Origin of the sequence: Streptomyces sp. Q6, assembly GCF_036967205.1 — a bacterium.
GTDB lineage: Bacteria > Actinomycetota > Actinomycetes > Streptomycetales > Streptomycetaceae > Streptomyces > Streptomyces citrinus.
On sequence record NZ_CP146022.1, the window covers coordinates 5,507,269 to 5,523,037 of the forward strand.

The following is a 15,769-nucleotide window of genomic DNA, read 5'->3' on the forward strand; positions in this document are numbered from 1 at the left end:
GGGGGACCATCCGGATGCGCCAGGCAGCACCAAAGGATCACTACTCACAGGCAGGTGGACTCAACTCCATGAGCATCCTTCGATCGCGCACGGCGCAGGCAACGGTCGCCGCGGCAGCCGTCGGCGCCCTCGCTCTGACCGGCTGCAGCAGTGGCAGCAACGACAGCAAGAAGCCGGCCGGTAAGTCCCAGGAGGACGCCAAGGCCCAGGCCAAGCCGGTCGCCATGGGCACCGCCCAGGACTCGGTCGGTCCGGCCAAGCCCGTCGCCGGTGCCAAGAAGGGCGGCACCGTCCAGGTCTACCAGGAGGCGGACTTCTCGCACCTGGACCCGGGGCAGATCTACGTCTCCGACGCCGGCATGCTCGCCAAGCTCCTCTACCGTGGCCTGACCACGTACACCGAGGACGCCGAGGGCAACCAGACGGTCGTCGGCGACCTCGCCACCGACCCGGGCAAGTCCTCGGACGGCGGCAAGACCTGGACCTTCACGCTGAAGGACGGCGTCAAGGACCAGAACGGCCACGTCATCACGTCGGGCGACATCCGTCACTCCATCGAGCGGCTCTACGACCCGTTCCTGACGGACGGTCCGACCTACATCCAGCAGTGGCTGTCGGGCGCGGGCACCAAGTACCGCGAGGCCTACAAGGGCCCGTACAAGGGCAAGCACCTGCCGAAGTCCGTCCTGGACACCCCGGACGACAAGACCATCACGTTCCACTTCCTCGAGGCGCACACCGACGTGCCGCAGGCGCTCGCCATGGCCGCCTACTCCGTCGTGCCCGAGAAGACGGACACGAAGCAGAAGTACGACCAGGCTCCCGTCTCCACGGGCCCGTACAAGGTCGCCTCGTACAAGTCGGGCAAGTCGCTCTCCCTGGTCCGCAACGACAACTGGGACGAGAAGACCGACCCGCTGCGTCACGCCTACGTCGACGGCTGGAACATCGAGTTCAACCACGACAAGGCCGACCAGACGAAGACGATCCTGGCCGACCGCGGTGACGCGAAGAACGCGATCATGTTCACCGGTCAGGTCGACGCCACGCAGCTTCAGAAGATCACGTCCGACAAGGCCGTGATGAAGCGCACGATCCAGGGCTACGCCCCGTACGTGTGGCAGCTGAACTTCAACATGGACCGCGTCAAGGACAAGAAGATCCGTGACGCCATCGCCCTCGCGATCCCGGCCACCTCGGCCGCCCGCGCCGACGGTGGTGCCTACGGCGGTGACGCGGCCACGTCGCTGATGTCGCCCACCACCCCGGGCTTCGACAAGACGTACGACCCGTTCGACCGCGTCAAGAAGCCGAACGGTGACATCGAGAAGGCGAAGAAGCTCATCAAGGAGGCGGGCGCCGAGGGCAAGAAGCTCGTCTACGCGTACGCCAACACGCCGGTCCGTACCACCCAGGCGAACCTGATCATCAACAACCTGGAGAAGATCGGCCTCGACATCCAGAAGAAGGAAGTCGACCAGGCCACGTGGTACGAGCAGATGGGCAAGGTCAAGAACGGCTTTGACCTCTACATGACCGGTTGGGGCCAGGACTGGGCCGACGGCAACACCGTCTTCCCGCCCTCCTTCGACGGTGCCCAGATCCAGGACGGCGCGTCCAACTACTCGCACACGAACGACAAGCACGTGAACGAGGAGCTCGGCCGCATCCAGAAGATCGCCGACGCCGACGAGCGCGCCGCCGAGTACGCGAAGCTCTCGAAGTACATCTCCGAGAAGATCAACCCGGCTGCTCCGATCTACTACACCAAGGTGTTCCAGATCGCCGGTTCGAACGTGGGTGGCCTGCGCTACGGCCAGGTGGTCAGCTACACCGACCCGACCACGATCTACCTCAAGAAGTAACCAGCTAAAGGCAGTTCCCGGGGGTGAAGGCGCGGCGGAGCCTTCACCCCCGGGCCGCCGGACCCCTCCTGGCCTCCCCACCGCCGCCGTCCTGAGAGCAGCTTTTTGCGATGCTTCGATTTCTCATACGCCGGACGTCTGGCGCAGCACTCATCCTTCTGCTGATCAGCGCCTTCACGTTCTTCATGTACTTCGCCATCCCACAGGACCCGGCGACGCTCGCGTGCGGCAAGAACTGCACCAAGGCCGCGCTCGACATCATCCATAAGAACCTCGGCCTCGACGACCCGGTGCCGGTCCAGTACTGGCACTACCTGGTGGGGATCTTCGCCGGACGCGACTTCCCGGTGGGCCACTGCGACGCGCCGTGCTTCGGCGTCTCGTTCCGCAACAACCAGATGGTGTGGGACACCATGATGGACCGTCTTCCGCTGACGGTCTCCCTCACGGTCGGTGGCCTCGTCGTCTTCCTTATCGCCGGTCTCGGCGCCGGCCTGATGGCCGCCCGCTTCCGCGGTACCTGGCTGGACAAGCTCTTCAGCGGCGCCTCGCTGGTGACCAGTTCCTTCCAGATCTACTTCCTCGGCCCGATCGTGCTCGGCATCTTCGTCTACAGCACAGGCTGGCTGGACAAGCCCAAGTACACGCCGATCACCGAGAATCCCGGAGCGTGGTTCGCGGGCCTGCTGATCCCCTGGGTCGTCATGGCCACGATCTTCACGGCCAACTACACCCGCATGGCCCGCTCCTCGATGATCGAACAGCTTCAGGAAGAGCATGTGAGAGCTGCCCGTGCCAAGGGCATGAGCAGCCGCTACGTCTTCTTCCGCTACGCCTGGCGCGGCTCGCTCATCCCGATCATCACCATCATCGGTATGGACATCGCCGCCCTGCTCAGCGGTGGCATGGTCACCGAGCTGACCTTCGGCCTCGCGGGCTTCGGCCGCCTGGCCATCGAATCGGTGACGAACAAGGACCTGCCGGTCCTCATGGGCGTCATGCTGATCAGTGCCGCCTTCATCATCATCTGCAATGTCGTCGTGGACGCCCTGTACGCCGTGATCGACCCGCGCGTGCGCCTGTCCTAGGAGAACCCCCGTGACCACACTCACCAAGCCCGAGGACGCCCCGGCCCCGACCGGTTCCGAGGCGTTCCTCTCGGTACGCGACCTGCGGGTGCAGTTCTCCACCGAGGACGGCGCCGTCAAGGCGGTGGACGGCCTCTCCTTCGACCTCGAGCGCGGCAAGACGCTCGGCATCGTCGGCGAGTCGGGTTCCGGCAAGTCGGTCACCAACCTGACCGTGCTGGGCCTGCACAACAAGAAGAACACCACCATCGACGGCGAGATCGTCCTCGATGGCAAGGAGCTGCTCACCGCCTCGGAATCCGAGATGGAGCGACTTCGCGGCAACAAGATGGCGATGATCTTCCAGGACTCGCTGACCGCGCTCTCGCCGTACTACACGGTGGGCCGGCAGATCGCCGAGCCGTACAGCAAGCACACCGGCGCCTCCAAGAAGGAGGCCCGGGACCGGGCCATCGAGATGCTGGGCAAGGTCGGCATCCCACAGCCCAAGCAGCGCGTCGACGACTACCCGCACCAGTTCTCCGGCGGTATGCGCCAGCGCGCCATGATCGCCATGTCGCTGGCGTGCAACCCCGAGCTGCTGATCGCCGACGAGCCGACCACGGCTCTCGACGTGACGGTGCAGGCGCAGATCCTCGACCTGCTCAAGGACCTGCAGCAGGAGTTCGGCTCCGCGATCATCATGATCACCCACGACCTGGGTGTGGTCGCGAACATGGCCGACGACATCCTCGTGATGTACGCGGGCCGCGCCGTCGAGCGCGGCAGCACCCGCGAGGTGCTCAAGTCGCCTCAGCACCCTTACACCTGGGGTCTGTTGAGCTCGATGCCGCGTCTGTCCTCGGACGTCAACGAGCCGCTGCTGCCGATCCCCGGCTCGCCGCCGTCGCTGCTCAACCCGCCGTCCGGCTGCCCGTTCCACCCGCGCTGCACCTTCACCGACAAGGTGAGCGGTGAGCGCTGCTCGGGCGAGCGTCCGGTGCTTCCGGTGGGCCGCGGCTCTGCCTGCCACCTGACGGCGGACCAGAAGCAGCAGGTGTTCATCGACACGATTCAGCCCCGGCTGGGCTGAGCTGAAACCGGCGACTGGGGCATGACCATGAGTGAGAACAACAGCACGACCACAGCGGTCGCCGACGCGGCGATCCCTGAGCAGCGGGACGGCGACGCCACGCCGCTCCTCCAGGTCCGCGACCTGCACAAGCATTTCCCGATCAAGGGCGGCTTCCCGATCCGGCGCACTGTCGGCGCGGTCAAGGCCGTCGACGGCCTGGACTTCGAGGTCTACGCCGGCGAGAGCCTCGGCCTGGTCGGCGAGTCCGGCTGCGGCAAGTCGACGACGGGCCGTCTCCTGACCCGCCTGTACGAGCCCACGCAGGGCACGATCACGTACAAGGGCCAGGACATCAGCAAGGCCAACCGGCGGCAGCTGGCGCCCATCAGGTCCGAGATCCAGATGATCTTCCAGGATCCGTACGCGTCGCTGAACCCGCGCCAGACGGTCGGCACGATCATCTCCGGCCCGATGGAGATCAACGGCATCAACCCGCCCGGGGGCCGTGAGAAGCGGGTCCGCGAACTCCTGGAGATCGTGGGCCTGAGCCCCGAGCACTACAACCGCTTCCCGCACGAGTTCTCCGGCGGTCAGCGCCAGCGCATCGGCGTCGCCCGTGCGGTGGCCCTGGAGCCGAAGCTGATCGTCGCGGACGAGCCGGTCTCGGCGCTCGACGTCTCCATCCAGGCGCAGGTCGTCAACCTTCTCCAGAAGGTCCAGCGGGAGATGGGCATCGCGTTCGTCTTCATCGCGCACGACCTGGCGATCGTGCGGCACTTCTCGCAGCGCGTCGCGGTGATGTACCTCGGCAAGATCGTGGAGATCGCGGACCGCGACTCCCTGTACAACCGGCCGCGTCACCCGTACACGCACGCGCTGATGTCGGCCGTGCCCGACGCGGACATCGACGCGAACAAGAAGGAGCGCATCCGCCTGGAGGGCGACGTGCCCTCGCCGATCTCGCCGCCGTCCGGCTGCCGCTTCCGCACCCGGTGCTGGAAGGCGCAGGACAAGTGCGCGACGGAGGAGCCGCCGCTCGTGCAGATCTCCGGCTCCCAGGCCGGTCACCTCACGGCCTGCCACTTCCCGGAGGACCCGACCGTCGAGCGGACCGAGGACATCATCCTCGACCCGGCGCTCGCGGCGCTGGAGGACGACAAGTCCTGACGTCTGTTTCGTACGAGGCTGCGGCCCGGCCCCGGTGACATCGTCACCGGCGCCGGGCCGTGGTGCTTTCGGCTGGGCGCCGGCGCGGGCCGGTCGCGCACCCGCGACGCACCCACCCCACCGCTCACCGCACCCGGCAGACGGAGATGATCTCCGGGCTGTCCGCGGCGAACGGGGAGCCGTCGAAGTCGCCGTACCGCGCCTCCACCGCGAACCCCGCCTCGCCGAGGAACCCGTCCAGCTCATCCGGTGCCAGGAAGCGGAGCGTGCTGCGGCTGACCTCGGGCGCGGCCCAGGCCGGTGACGCGAACGTCGTCGTGAACGTGACGGTCCGCCCGTCGAAGTCACGGACCACCTCGTGCGTGACCCGCACCCCGTCCACCTCCACCCAGCGGTCCGGGGTCCACGACTCCCAGGCCCGCGCCGCGGGGTTCCGCGTCTCGAACGCGAACCGCCCGCCGGCCCCCGACAGCTCCCGCACGGCCGCGAGCGACGCCCGGATCTCGTCGTCGTCGACCCAGACCTGGAACGCGTGCCCGTTCATCAGGGCCAGCTCGAACCCGCCCGCCATCCGCGCCGACTCCAGCGTCCCCGCCACCCAGTCGACGGAGGATCCGCCCCGCTCGCGCGCCACGGCGAGCATGCCCGCCGCCGGGTCGAGCCCGACGAGCCGCCCCGCGTGCCCCTCCTCGCGTGCCCGGATCAGCAGGGCCCCCGTACCGCACCCCACATCGAGCACCGACCCGGCGCCGCGCACCAGGTCCAGGTAGAAGTCGTCGCAGGGGGCCCACGGGTTCAGGGCGTCGTAGAGGCGGGCGAGGCGGGTGTCATCGAAGGCGTGGTCGACCATCGGGCGATCATTTCCCGCCGCACCCGACCGCCGCGAGGCATTTCCCGCGCGGCCGTGGTTCCCGTAAGGCCGTAGCCAGAGTGCGATATGTCCGGTGTGGGTCGATATTTAGGCGTACGTGTCAGGTGAACGGTGAAGAGGAGGCACTCCATGCGTGGAGCCACGCACGCCAAGTGGGCCGCTGTTGCGGTGGCCGTCGCACTCACGGCGACGGCCTGTGGTGGAGGCGGCGACAGCGGAGGCGGCGGTGGTGACGGCTCCGGAGTCGTGCGCTCCTCGTGGGGTGACCCGCAGAATCCGCTCGAACCCGCCAACACCAACGAGGTGCAGGGCGGCAAGGTGCTCGACATGATCTTCCGGGGTCTGAAGCGGTACGACCCGAAGACCGGCGAGGCCAAGGACATGCTGGCGGAGAAGATCGAGACCTCCGACCAGACGAACTACACGATCACCGTCAAGGACGGCTGGACGTTCTCCAACGGCGAGAAGGTCACCGCCAAGTCCTTCGTGGACGCCTGGAACTACGGCGCGAGCCTGAAGAACAACCAGAAGAACGCGTACTTCTTCGGGTACATCGACGGCTACGACAAGGTGCACCCGGACTCCGGCAGCCAGTCGGCCGACACCCTCTCCGGCCTGAAGGTCACCGGTGACAACACCTTCACGGTCAAGCTCAACCAGAAGTTCTCCACCTGGCCCGACACCCTCGGCTACGCGGCCTTCGCGCCGCTGCCCAAGGCGTTCTTCGACGACCACGACGCGTGGGTCGGCAAGCCCATCGGCAACGGCCCGTACACCGTGGACTCGTACCAAAAGGGCTCCCAGATGTCCCTGCGCAAGTGGGACGACTACCCGGGCGACGACAAGGCGGAGAACGGCGGCGTGGACCTGAAGGTCTACACCGACAACAACACCGCCTACACCGACCTGACGGCCGGCAACCTCGACCTGGTCGACGACATCCCCGCCTCGCAGCTCAAGAACGTGGAGAACGACCTCAGCGGCCGATACATCAACACCCCGGCCGGCATCATCCAGACGCTCGCCTTCCCGTTCTACGACTCGGACTGGAACAAGGCGGACAGCGACAAGGTCCGCAAGGGCCTGTCGATGGCGATCAACCGCAAGCAGATCACCGAGACGATCTTCGAGAAGACCCGCACCCCGGCCACCGACTGGACCTCGCCCGTGCTCGGCGCGGACGGCGGCTACAAGGAAGGGCTGTGCGGCGACTACTGCGACTACAACCCGGCCGAGGCCAAGAAGCTGGTCAAGGAGGGCGGCGGGCTGCCGAACGGGCAGGTCACCATCGGGTACAACGCCGACACCGGCAGCCACAAGGAGTGGGTGGACGCGGTCTGCAACTCGATCAACAACGCGCTGGACAACGACAAGGCCTGCGTCGGCGCGCCCACCGGTACGTTCGCGGACTTCCGCAACAAGATCACCGACAAGAAGATGACGGGCCCGTTCCGCGCCGGCTGGCAGATGGACTACCCGCTCATCCAGAACTTCCTGCAGCCGCTGTACTACACCAACGCCTCGTCCAACGACGGCCACTGGTCCAACAAGGAGTTCGACTCCCTCGTCGACAAGGCGAACGCCGAGGCCGACACGGCGACCGCGGTCAAGACCTTCCAGCAGGCCCAGGAGGTCGTCAGGGACAACATGGCGGCCATCCCGCTCTGGTACCAGAACGGCAGCGCCGGCTACTCGGACAAGGTCTCCAACGTGACGCTGAACCCGTTCAGCGTCCCGGTCTACAACGAGATCAAGGTCAACTGACCCCGTCGGGGCGGCGGCCCGGCCGGTCCACGGCCGGAATGCCGCCCCCGATGTCCTGAGATGCGTAACTTATCCGCTTGGGTTCTATTGGGAACCTGACGGCCGAGGGATGGAGGCAAGGTGGGTCGGTATGTGATCCGGCGACTGTTGCAGATGATCCCCGTGTTCATCGGGGCCACGCTGCTTCTGTTCCTCATGGTCAACGTGATGGGCGACCCGATCGCGGGCCTCTGCGGCGACAAGGCGTGCGATCCCGCGACCGCCGCGCAGTTGGAGAAGGAGTTCGGGCTCGACAAGCCCGTCTGGCAGCAATACCTCACCTACATGGGGAACGTGTTCACCGGCGACTTCGGGACCGCGTTCAACGGGCAGAAGGTGACGGAACTCCTCGCCAGCGCCTACCCCGTGACCGTGCGTCTGACGATCGTGGCGATCTTCTTCGAGATCGTCGTCGGTATCACCCTCGGCGTGATCTGCGGCCTGCGCAGGGGCCGCGCGGTGGACACCTCGGTCCTGGTGATCACCCTGATCGTGATCGCCATCCCGACGTTCGTGACGGGCTATGTGCTCCAGTACCTCTTCGGCATCGAGTGGGGAGTGGTGTCGCCCACGGTGTCCTCGGACGCCCCGTTCAACGAGCTGATCCTGCCGGGCATCGTGCTGGCCTCGGTCTCCCTGGCCTACGTGACCCGGCTGACCCGCACCTCGATCGCCGAGAACGCCCGCGCCGACTACATCCGCACAGCGGTCGCCAAGGGGCTCCCGCGACGCCGGGTCATCACCCGCCACCTGCTGCGCAACTCGCTGATTCCCGTGGTGACGTTCATCGGTACGGACATCGGCGCCCTGATGGGCGGAGCGATCGTCACCGAGCGCATCTTCAACATCCACGGCGTGGGCTACCAGCTCTACCAGGGCATCCTGCGACAGAACACCCAGACGGTGGTCGGCTTCGCCACCATCCTGGTGCTGGTCTTCCTGGTGGCGAACCTGCTCGTGGACCTCCTCTACTCCGTTCTCGACCCCAGGATCCGTTATGCCTGAACCCCAGGAGAACCAGGGAGCCATCGCGGCGACCGGCGCCGGTGGCGCGATGGACCTCGCCGCGAGCGAGGCCGCGGAGCTCGGCACCGGTACCGGGCCCGGCGGCGGTCAGGGCCCCGGCGACGCCCCGCGCAGCCTCTGGTCGGACGCGTGGCGGGACCTGCGCCGCAACCCCGTCTTCCTCATCTCCGCGCTGGTCATCCTCTTCCTGGTGATCATCTCGATCTGGCCGTCCCTGATCGCCTCGGGCAACCCGCTCAAGTGCGACCTCGCCAAGGCCCAGCAGGGGTCCCAGCCGGGCCACCCGTTCGGCTACGACGCCCAGGGCTGTGACGTCTACACCCGGACCGTCTACGGCGCGCGGGCCTCGATCACGGTCGGCGTGTGCGCCACCCTCGGCGTCGCGCTCCTCGGCAGCCTGCTCGGCGGGCTCGCCGGATTCTTCGGCGGGGCGTGGGACGCCGTCCTCTCCCGCATCACGGACATCTTCTTCGCCATCCCCGTGGTGCTCGGCGGCCTGGTCCTGCTGTCGGTGATCACCAGCAGCACGGTCTGGCCGGTGATCGGCTTCATGGTGCTCCTCGGCTGGCCGCAGATCTCCCGCATCGCCCGCGGTTCGGTCATCACCGCCAAGCAGCACGACTACGTCCAGGCGGCCCGCGCGCTCGGAGCCTCCAACACCCGGATGCTGCTGCGGCACGTGGCACCCAACGCCGTGGCGCCGGTCATCGTGGTCGCCACCATCGCCCTGGGCACCTTCATCGCCCTGGAGGCGACCCTGTCGTACCTCGGTGTCGGGCTGAAGCCCCCGACGGTGAGCTGGGGCATCGACATCTCGGCGGCGTCGCAGAACATCCGCAACGCGCCGCACATGCTGCTGTGGCCGTCCGGCGCGCTCGCCCTCACGGTCCTCGCGTTCATCATGCTCGGCGACGCGGTGCGCGACGCCCTCGACCCCAAGCTGAGGTAGCGCCCATGCCGTTGCTCGAAGTCCGTGACCTGCACGTCGAGTTCCGCACCCGGGAAGGCGTCGCCAAGGCCGTCAACGGCGTCAACTACACGGTCGACGAGGGCGAGACGCTCGCCGTGCTCGGCGAGTCCGGATCCGGCAAGTCCGTCACCGCCCAGGCGATCATGGGCATCCTCGACATGCCGCCGGGCCGGATCGCCGGCGGCGAGATCCTCTTCAAGGGCCGGGACCTGCTGAAGCTGAAGGAGGACGAGCGCAGGAAGATCCGCGGCGCCGAGATGGCGATGATCTTCCAGGACGCGCTCTCCTCCCTCAACCCCGTGCTCTCCGTCGGCGAGCAGATCGGCGAGCTGTTCGTCGTCCACAAGGGGACGTCGAGGAAGGAGGGGAAGGCGCGGGCCGTCGAGCTGATGGACCGGGTCCGCATCCCCGCCGCGAAGGAGCGGGTCGGCCAGTACCCGCACCAGTTCTCCGGCGGTATGCGCCAGCGCATCATGATCGCGATGGCGCTCGCGCTCGAACCCGACCTGATCATCGCGGACGAGCCGACCACCGCCCTCGACGTCACCGTCCAGGCCCAGGTCATGGACCTGCTCGCGGAGTTGCAGCGCGAGCTCAACATGGGCCTCATCCTCATCACGCACGACCTGGGCGTGGTCGCCGACGTCGCCGACAAGATCGCCGTGATGTACGCGGGCCGCATCGTCGAGCACGCGCCCGTCCGCGAGATCTACAAGGCGCCCGCCCACCCGTACACCAAGGGCCTCCTGGAGTCGATCCCGCGCCTGGACCAGAAGGGCCAGGAGCTGTTCGCCATCAAGGGCCTGCCGCCCAACCTCCTGAACATCCCGCCGGGCTGCGCCTTCAACCCGCGCTGCCCGATGGCTCAGGACGTGTGCCGCACCGACGTCCCCCCGCTCGCGAAGGTCTCCGAGGACCGCCGCAGCGCCTGCCACTTCTGGAAGGAGACGATCGATGCGGCCCGTTGAAGGCGGCGGACACGTCAGCAAGGACGACCTCAAGCGCGAGGGCGAGATCGCCGAGCACCTCCTCCACAAGGCGCAGGCCGAGTCCTCGTACGCGAAGAACGGCTCGGCGTCCGGGCACGAACCCCTGCTCGAAGTACGGGGGTTGGTCAAGCACTACCCGCTGACCCGGGGCATCGTCATCAAGAAGCAGGTCGGCGCGGTCAAGGCCGTCGACGGCGTGGACTTCGACCTCGGGCACGGCGAGACGCTCGGCATCGTGGGCGAGTCCGGCTGCGGCAAGTCGACCGTCGCCAAGATGCTGGTGAACCTGGAGCGGCCCACGGCCGGGCAGATCAAGTACAAGGGCGAGGACATCACCACGCTCTCCGGCCGCGCCCTCAAGGCGGTGCGCCGCAACATCCAGATGGTGTTCCAGGACCCGTACACCTCGCTCAACCCGCGCATGACGGTCGGCGACATCATCGGGGAGCCGTACGAGATCCATCCCGAGGTCGCGCCGAAGGGGGACCGCAGGAAGAAGGTCCAGGACCTCCTCGACGTGGTCGGCCTCAACCCCGAGTACATCAACCGCTATCCGCACCAGTTCTCCGGCGGCCAGCGTCAACGCATCGGTATCGCAAGGGGGTTGGCGCTGCGCCCGGAGATCATCGTCGCCGACGAGCCGGTCTCCGCGCTCGACGTGTCGGTGCAGGCGCAGGTCATCAACCTGCTGGACAAGCTCCAGGACGAGTTCGACCTCTCCTACGTCTTCATCGCCCACGACCTGTCGATCGTGCGGCACATCTCCGACCGGGTCGGCGTGATGTACCTCGGGCGGATCGTCGAGATCGGCTCCGACGCCGAGATCTACGACCACCCGACGCACCCGTACACGCAGGCGCTCCTGTCGGCCGTGCCCGTGCCGGACCCGCAGGCGCGCGAACACCGGGAGCGGATCATCCTCTCCGGCGACGTGCCCTCGCCCGCCAACCCGCCCTCGGGCTGCCGCTTCCGCACCCGCTGCTGGAAGGCGCAGCAGCGCTGCGAGGACGAGGTGCCGCTGCTCGCCGTGCCCGCCGTCTTCCGGATCGGCGACAGCCCGGCGAAGCACCCGTCGGCCTGTCACTTCGCGGAGGAGAAGCAGGTCGTGCCGACCGAATGAGGCGGTGCGCGCCGGGACGCGTGCCTTTACACACAGGCAACTCGGCCGACCCGGTCCCGATATACGGGCGGACCAAGGTGTGCAGCGTACGGCCGTGCGGGTGCCGTAGACCGGGCCGGAGCGCGCCATGTCGCTCCGGCCCGGTCGCCGTTCACACCAGCTTCAACGACCGCTTCAGGAAGTCGACTTGGAGCAGCAGCAGGTTCTCGGCGACCTGCTCCTGCGGCGTCATGTGCGTGACCCCCGACAGCGGCAGCACCTCGTGCGGGCGCCCGTCCGCGAGCAGCGCGGAACTGAGCCGCAGGGAGTGGGCCACCACCACGTTGTCGTCGGCGAGCCCGTGCACGATGAGCATCGGCCGGTGCTCGTCGGCGGCCTCCGCGAGCCCGTCGTCCGTCACCAGCGAACTCTTCGCGTACGTGTCCGGGGACGTCGCCGGATCGCCCAGGTAACGCTCCGTGTAGTGCGTGTCGTACAGCCGCCAGTCCGTCACCGGCGCGCCCGCGATGCCCGCGTGGAAGACGTCGGGGCGGCGCAGCACGGCCAGCGCCGACAGATAGCCGCCGTAGCTCCAGCCGCGCATCGCCACCTTGGACAGGTCGAGCGGGAACCGCTCGGCCAGCGCGTGCAGCGCCGTGACCTGGTCGTCCAGCGTCACCGTGAAGTCGCCGCGGACCGACTTCTCGCGGCCGGGGGAGATGCCGGGCGTGCCCCGGCCGTCCGCGACGATCACCGCGAAGCCCTGGTCGGCGAACCACTGCGAGGTCAGGTACGGGTTGTGCGCCGCGACGACGCGCTGCCCGTGCGGTCCGCCGTAGGGGTCCATCAGCACCGGCAGCGGGCCGTCCCCCTCCTCGTACGAGGTCGGAAGGAGCACGGCGCACGGGATGCCGTCCGCCTCGGTGAGCGTCACGCGCGGGGCCGACAGCGGGCGTTCGGCGTGCGAGACGACCTCGGCGACGTGCTTGCCGTCGCGCTCCACGCGCACCCGCGCGCCGGGGGCGTCGAGCGTCGCCGATACGAGGACGGTGACGTCGCCGGAGCGGACCGCGGAGTGGACGCCGGGCTCGGTGGTGAGCCGCTGCACGCCCAGTTCGTTGACGCGGTACACGTGCACCTCGCCGGTCTCCGGCGCCTCGGCGTCCGCGCCCGCCGACGCCGACACGAGGACGTCCCCGTCACCCACGTCGAGCACGGCCCGCACGTGCAACTGCGGCCCGGTCAACGGCCGTTCGCCCACCGCGAGGACCCGCGCGCCGCCCTCGTCGGCGATCCGCACGAGCTGCCCGCTCGGCGACCAGGACGGCACCCCGGGCAGCAGTTCGAGCCACTGGTCGTCCTCGTCGGCGTGCACCATCCGGGTCGAGCCGTTGTCCGGGTCCACCGCCAGGTAGAGCGCGCTGAGCTGGTCGCGGGCCTGCACGAGGATCAGCGGGGCGCCGTCCGCCGACCAGTGCACGCGGGCCAGGTACGGGTAGGCCGACCGGTTCCAGTTGATCTCGGTACGGGTGCCGTCGAGGGCGTACGCGAACAGGCGCACCTCGGCGTTGGGCGTACCGGCCGCCGGATAGGCGTTGCGCGCGGGCTCCCGGTCCGGGTGCGCGGGGTCGGCGATCCACCAGCGCCGTACGTCCGCGTCGTCGGCGCGGGCCACGAGCAGCCGGTCCGACCCCGGCGACCACCAGTAGCCGCGCGACCGGCTCATCTCCTCCGCCGCGATGAACTCCGCGAGCCCGTAGGTCACCGTCTCCGACTCGGGCGACGCGAGCGCCCGGTCGTCCTCGCCCTCCGCGCCGACGATCCGCAGCGCGCCCTGCGCGACGTAGGCGATGTGCCGGCCGTCGGGGAGGGGCGCGGGTCGAGCACCGGGCCGCGGGCGGGGAGTTCCCGCGCGGTACCGGCCCGTAGCTCGGCCGTGAACAGCCGTCCCGACAGCGCGAACGCCGCCAACTCGGCGGCCGCGTCCGTCGCGTAGCCCACGATGCCCGCACCGCCCTCCCGGCTGCGCTCCCGCCGTGCGCGCTCCTGCGCCGACAGATGCTCCGCCGCGCCGCCGAGCAGCACGGCCGGGTCGGCGGCCACGCGCTCCTGACCGCTCGTCACGTCGAGCACCCACAGCGCGTTCGCCCGATCGGTCCCGGAGGACGACCGCAGAAACACCACCCGCTCCCCGTCGGGCGCCACGGTGAACGCCCGCGGCGCACCCAACGTGAAGCGCTGGGTCCGCGCGTGCCGACGGGGGAAGGAGTACGTCTCGGAGGTCATCCCCGAAGCCTAGGGCCTGTCTCCCGGATCCCTCCTGCCCCGCGGCGTCTGGTGCACGCTCTCGCCGCACCGGGCCCAAGGCCAAGTACATCCAGTACGAGGCCCTGCATCCGGCACGCCGAGAGCACGCACCGGACGCCGCAGGGCCCGCCCTTCGGGCGGACGGAGGGATCCGGGAGACAGGCCCTAGACCGGAAGCGGTTGATGCGCCCCCACGCGCTCCCCGTCGCCCCCGTGCCCCCTCGGCGTGACTCATGCGTGGCGACGGATAGTTATGATTCGTTGCGCTGCGTGGGTAAGAGTCGGTCGGAGCGACCTGACCCCTGATCACTTTGGAGGAGGACCGCTGTGGCACTTTCGATCTCCGCCGTGGTGCTGTTCGCGATCATCGTCTTCATCCTGATCAAGAAGTCCGGCCTGAAGGCCGGGCATGCGGTCGTCTGCGTGCTCCTCGGCTTCTATCTGGCGAGCTCGTCCATCGCCCCCACGATCACGGAGCTGACGACGAACGTCGCGGGCATGATCGGTGACATCAAGTTCTAGCTGTGGCCGGGCGCCGTGAGGGTTCTAGTCTGGTGACATGACGGAACTGCCCGACCGGCGTCTGCTCCTCGTGCACGCGCACCCCGACGACGAGTCGATCAACAATGGCGCCACCATGGCCCGGTACGCGGCCGACGGCGTCCACGTCACGCTCGTGACCTGCACCCTCGGCGAAGAGGGCGAGGTCATTCCGGACGAACTCGCCCATCTCGCACCGGACCGGGAGAATCTCCTCGGGCCGCACCGAATCGGTGAGTTGGCCGCCGCCATGAAGGAACTGGGCGTCACCGACCACCGCTTCCTCGGCGGTCCGGGCCGCTACCACGACTCGGGAATGATGGGCGTCGAGCAGAACGAGCGGCCGGGCGCCTTCTGGTCCGCCGATCTCGACGAGGCCGCCGCCCATCTCGTCGCCGTCGTCCGCGAGGTCCGCCCGCAGGTCCTGGTCACGTACGACCCGGACGGCGGCTACGGCCACCCCGACCACATCCAGGCGCACCGCGTCGCCATGCGCGCCGCCGACCTCGCCGCCGAGAGCGCGTTCCGCCGCGATCTCGGGGAACCGCACACGATCTCCAAGATCTACTGGAACCGCGTGCCGCGCACGGTCGTCGAGGAGCGGTTCCGCCGCCTCGCCGACGTGCTCGACACCACCCCCTTCGACGCCGCCGCCGTCGTGGGCGATGTCCCGGGCGTCGTCGATGACACCCGCGTGACCGCCGAGATCGACGGCCGCGCGTACGTGGGGCGGAAGGCCGCCGCGATGGCCGCGCACGCCACACAGGTCGATGTCGCCGAGGTCCCCGCCGGCCCCGACGGCTCCGACGGGTTCCGGGTGTTCGCGCTGTCGAACGCGCTGGCGCAGCCGCTGTTCGACATCGAGTACTACGAGTTGGTGCGGGGCGAGCCCGGATCGGCGTACGAGAAGGACCTGTTCGAGGGCGTCGAGGGCGTCGAGGGCGCGGACGGCACTGAGGGAGCGCGGGCGTGATGAGCAGCGGCGGCAGC

12 protein-coding genes and 1 pseudogene are annotated in these 15,769 nt (G+C 68.6%); 11 read left to right on the forward strand and 2 right to left on the reverse strand.

The genetic code is table 11. The features are described 5' to 3' along the window. Positions 1 to 68 precede the first annotated feature (68 nt). The 4 genes from V2W30_RS25725 to V2W30_RS25740 all read left to right on the forward strand — a co-directional run bounded on the left by V2W30_RS25725 (position 69) and on the right by V2W30_RS25740 (position 5,174). Positions 69 to 1,865 carry an ABC transporter substrate-binding protein gene (locus V2W30_RS25725; RefSeq protein WP_338700146.1) on the forward strand — a complete coding sequence of 599 codons (1,797 nt, stop codon included), beginning with the start codon at positions 69 to 71 and terminating at the stop codon, positions 1,863 to 1,865. Positions 1,866 to 1,975: 110 nt separating this feature from the next. Beyond that, the gene (locus V2W30_RS25730; protein WP_338700147.1) at positions 1,976 to 2,953 is read left to right on the forward strand and encodes an ABC transporter permease; all 978 of its coding nucleotides are present in this window, start codon (positions 1,976 to 1,978) and stop codon (positions 2,951 to 2,953) included. Between the two features lie 10 nt (positions 2,954 to 2,963). Further along, positions 2,964 to 4,025 (forward strand): ABC transporter ATP-binding protein, encoded by a 1,062-nt coding sequence (locus V2W30_RS25735; RefSeq protein ID WP_338700148.1) that lies wholly within the window; start codon positions 2,964 to 2,966, stop codon positions 4,023 to 4,025. 27 nt (positions 4,026 to 4,052) lie between these two features. Continuing rightward, a complete protein-coding gene (locus V2W30_RS25740) occupies positions 4,053 to 5,174 on the forward strand; it encodes a dipeptide ABC transporter ATP-binding protein (protein WP_338700150.1) in 1,122 nt (373 codons plus the stop codon). A gap of 124 nt (positions 5,175 to 5,298) precedes the next feature. On the opposite strand, the gene V2W30_RS25745 is transcribed toward V2W30_RS25740, so the two are convergent. After that, positions 5,299 to 6,024, reverse strand: a complete 726-nt coding sequence (locus tag V2W30_RS25745) for a class I SAM-dependent methyltransferase (protein WP_338700152.1) — start codon at positions 6,022 to 6,024, stop codon at positions 5,299 to 5,301. 150 nt (positions 6,025 to 6,174) lie between these two features. Here V2W30_RS25745 and V2W30_RS25750 point away from each other — a divergent pair, with 150 nt between their 5' ends. From V2W30_RS25750 to V2W30_RS25770, 5 genes are all read left to right on the forward strand, one after another. Further along, positions 6,175 to 7,809, forward strand: coding sequence for an ABC transporter substrate-binding protein (locus V2W30_RS25750; RefSeq protein ID WP_338700154.1), 1,635 nt, complete (start codon positions 6,175 to 6,177; stop codon positions 7,807 to 7,809). 120 nt (positions 7,810 to 7,929) lie between these two features. After that, positions 7,930 to 8,853, forward strand: a complete 924-nt coding sequence (locus V2W30_RS25755; protein ID WP_338700156.1) for an ABC transporter permease — start codon at positions 7,930 to 7,932, stop codon at positions 8,851 to 8,853. Further along, on the forward strand, positions 8,846 to 9,823 hold the full coding sequence (locus tag V2W30_RS25760) for an ABC transporter permease (protein ID WP_338700157.1): 978 nt from the start codon (positions 8,846 to 8,848) through the stop codon (positions 9,821 to 9,823). Before V2W30_RS25755 ends, V2W30_RS25760 begins: the two co-directional genes overlap by 8 nt. 5 nt (positions 9,824 to 9,828) lie before the next feature. Continuing rightward, entirely contained in the window at positions 9,829 to 10,812 is a 984-nt protein-coding gene (locus V2W30_RS25765; RefSeq protein ID WP_338700159.1) for an ABC transporter ATP-binding protein, read from the forward strand. Continuing rightward, positions 10,799 to 11,953, forward strand: coding sequence for a dipeptide ABC transporter ATP-binding protein (locus V2W30_RS25770; protein WP_338700162.1), 1,155 nt, complete (start codon positions 10,799 to 10,801; stop codon positions 11,951 to 11,953). The genes V2W30_RS25765 and V2W30_RS25770 overlap by 14 nt, the downstream gene beginning before the upstream one ends. A gap of 151 nt (positions 11,954 to 12,104) precedes the next feature. Here V2W30_RS25770 and V2W30_RS25775 read toward each other — a convergent pair. Next, positions 12,105 to 14,218: pseudogene (locus V2W30_RS25775) on the reverse strand (prolyl oligopeptidase family serine peptidase). Positions 14,219 to 14,566: 348 nt separating this feature from the next. Here V2W30_RS25775 and V2W30_RS25780 point away from each other — a divergent pair. After that, positions 14,567 to 14,761, forward strand: coding sequence for a hypothetical protein (locus V2W30_RS25780; RefSeq protein WP_338700164.1), 195 nt, complete (start codon positions 14,567 to 14,569; stop codon positions 14,759 to 14,761). A gap of 37 nt (positions 14,762 to 14,798) precedes the next feature. Beyond that, the gene (gene mshB / locus V2W30_RS25785; RefSeq protein WP_338700166.1) at positions 14,799 to 15,752 is read left to right on the forward strand and encodes an N-acetyl-1-D-myo-inositol-2-amino-2-deoxy-alpha-D-glucopyranoside deacetylase; all 954 of its coding nucleotides are present in this window, start codon (positions 14,799 to 14,801) and stop codon (positions 15,750 to 15,752) included. The last annotated feature ends 17 nt before the right edge of the window (positions 15,753 to 15,769 follow it).

Bases quoted from the DNA above. Each gene is read 5' to 3' on its own strand.
- V2W30_RS25750 (WP_338700154.1), top strand. From the start codon at position 6,175: ATGCGTGGAGCCACGCACGCCAAGTGGGCCGCTGTTGCGGTGGCCGTC.
- V2W30_RS25760 (WP_338700157.1), top strand. From the start codon at position 8,846: ATGCCTGAACCCCAGGAGAACCAGGGAGCCATCGCGGCGACCGGCGCC.
- V2W30_RS25765 (WP_338700159.1), top strand. From the start codon at position 9,829: ATGCCGTTGCTCGAAGTCCGTGACCTGCACGTCGAGTTCCGCACCCGG.
- mshB (WP_338700166.1), top strand. From the start codon at position 14,799: ATGACGGAACTGCCCGACCGGCGTCTGCTCCTCGTGCACGCGCACCCC.
- V2W30_RS25730 (WP_338700147.1), top strand. From the start codon at position 1,976: ATGCTTCGATTTCTCATACGCCGGACGTCTGGCGCAGCACTCATCCTT.
- V2W30_RS25725 (WP_338700146.1), top strand. From the start codon at position 69: ATGAGCATCCTTCGATCGCGCACGGCGCAGGCAACGGTCGCCGCGGCA.
- V2W30_RS25770 (WP_338700162.1), top strand. From the start codon at position 10,799: ATGCGGCCCGTTGAAGGCGGCGGACACGTCAGCAAGGACGACCTCAAG.
- V2W30_RS25745 (WP_338700152.1), bottom strand. From the start codon at position 6,024: ATGGTCGACCACGCCTTCGATGACACCCGCCTCGCCCGCCTCTACGAC.
- V2W30_RS25740 (WP_338700150.1), top strand. From the start codon at position 4,053: ATGAGTGAGAACAACAGCACGACCACAGCGGTCGCCGACGCGGCGATC.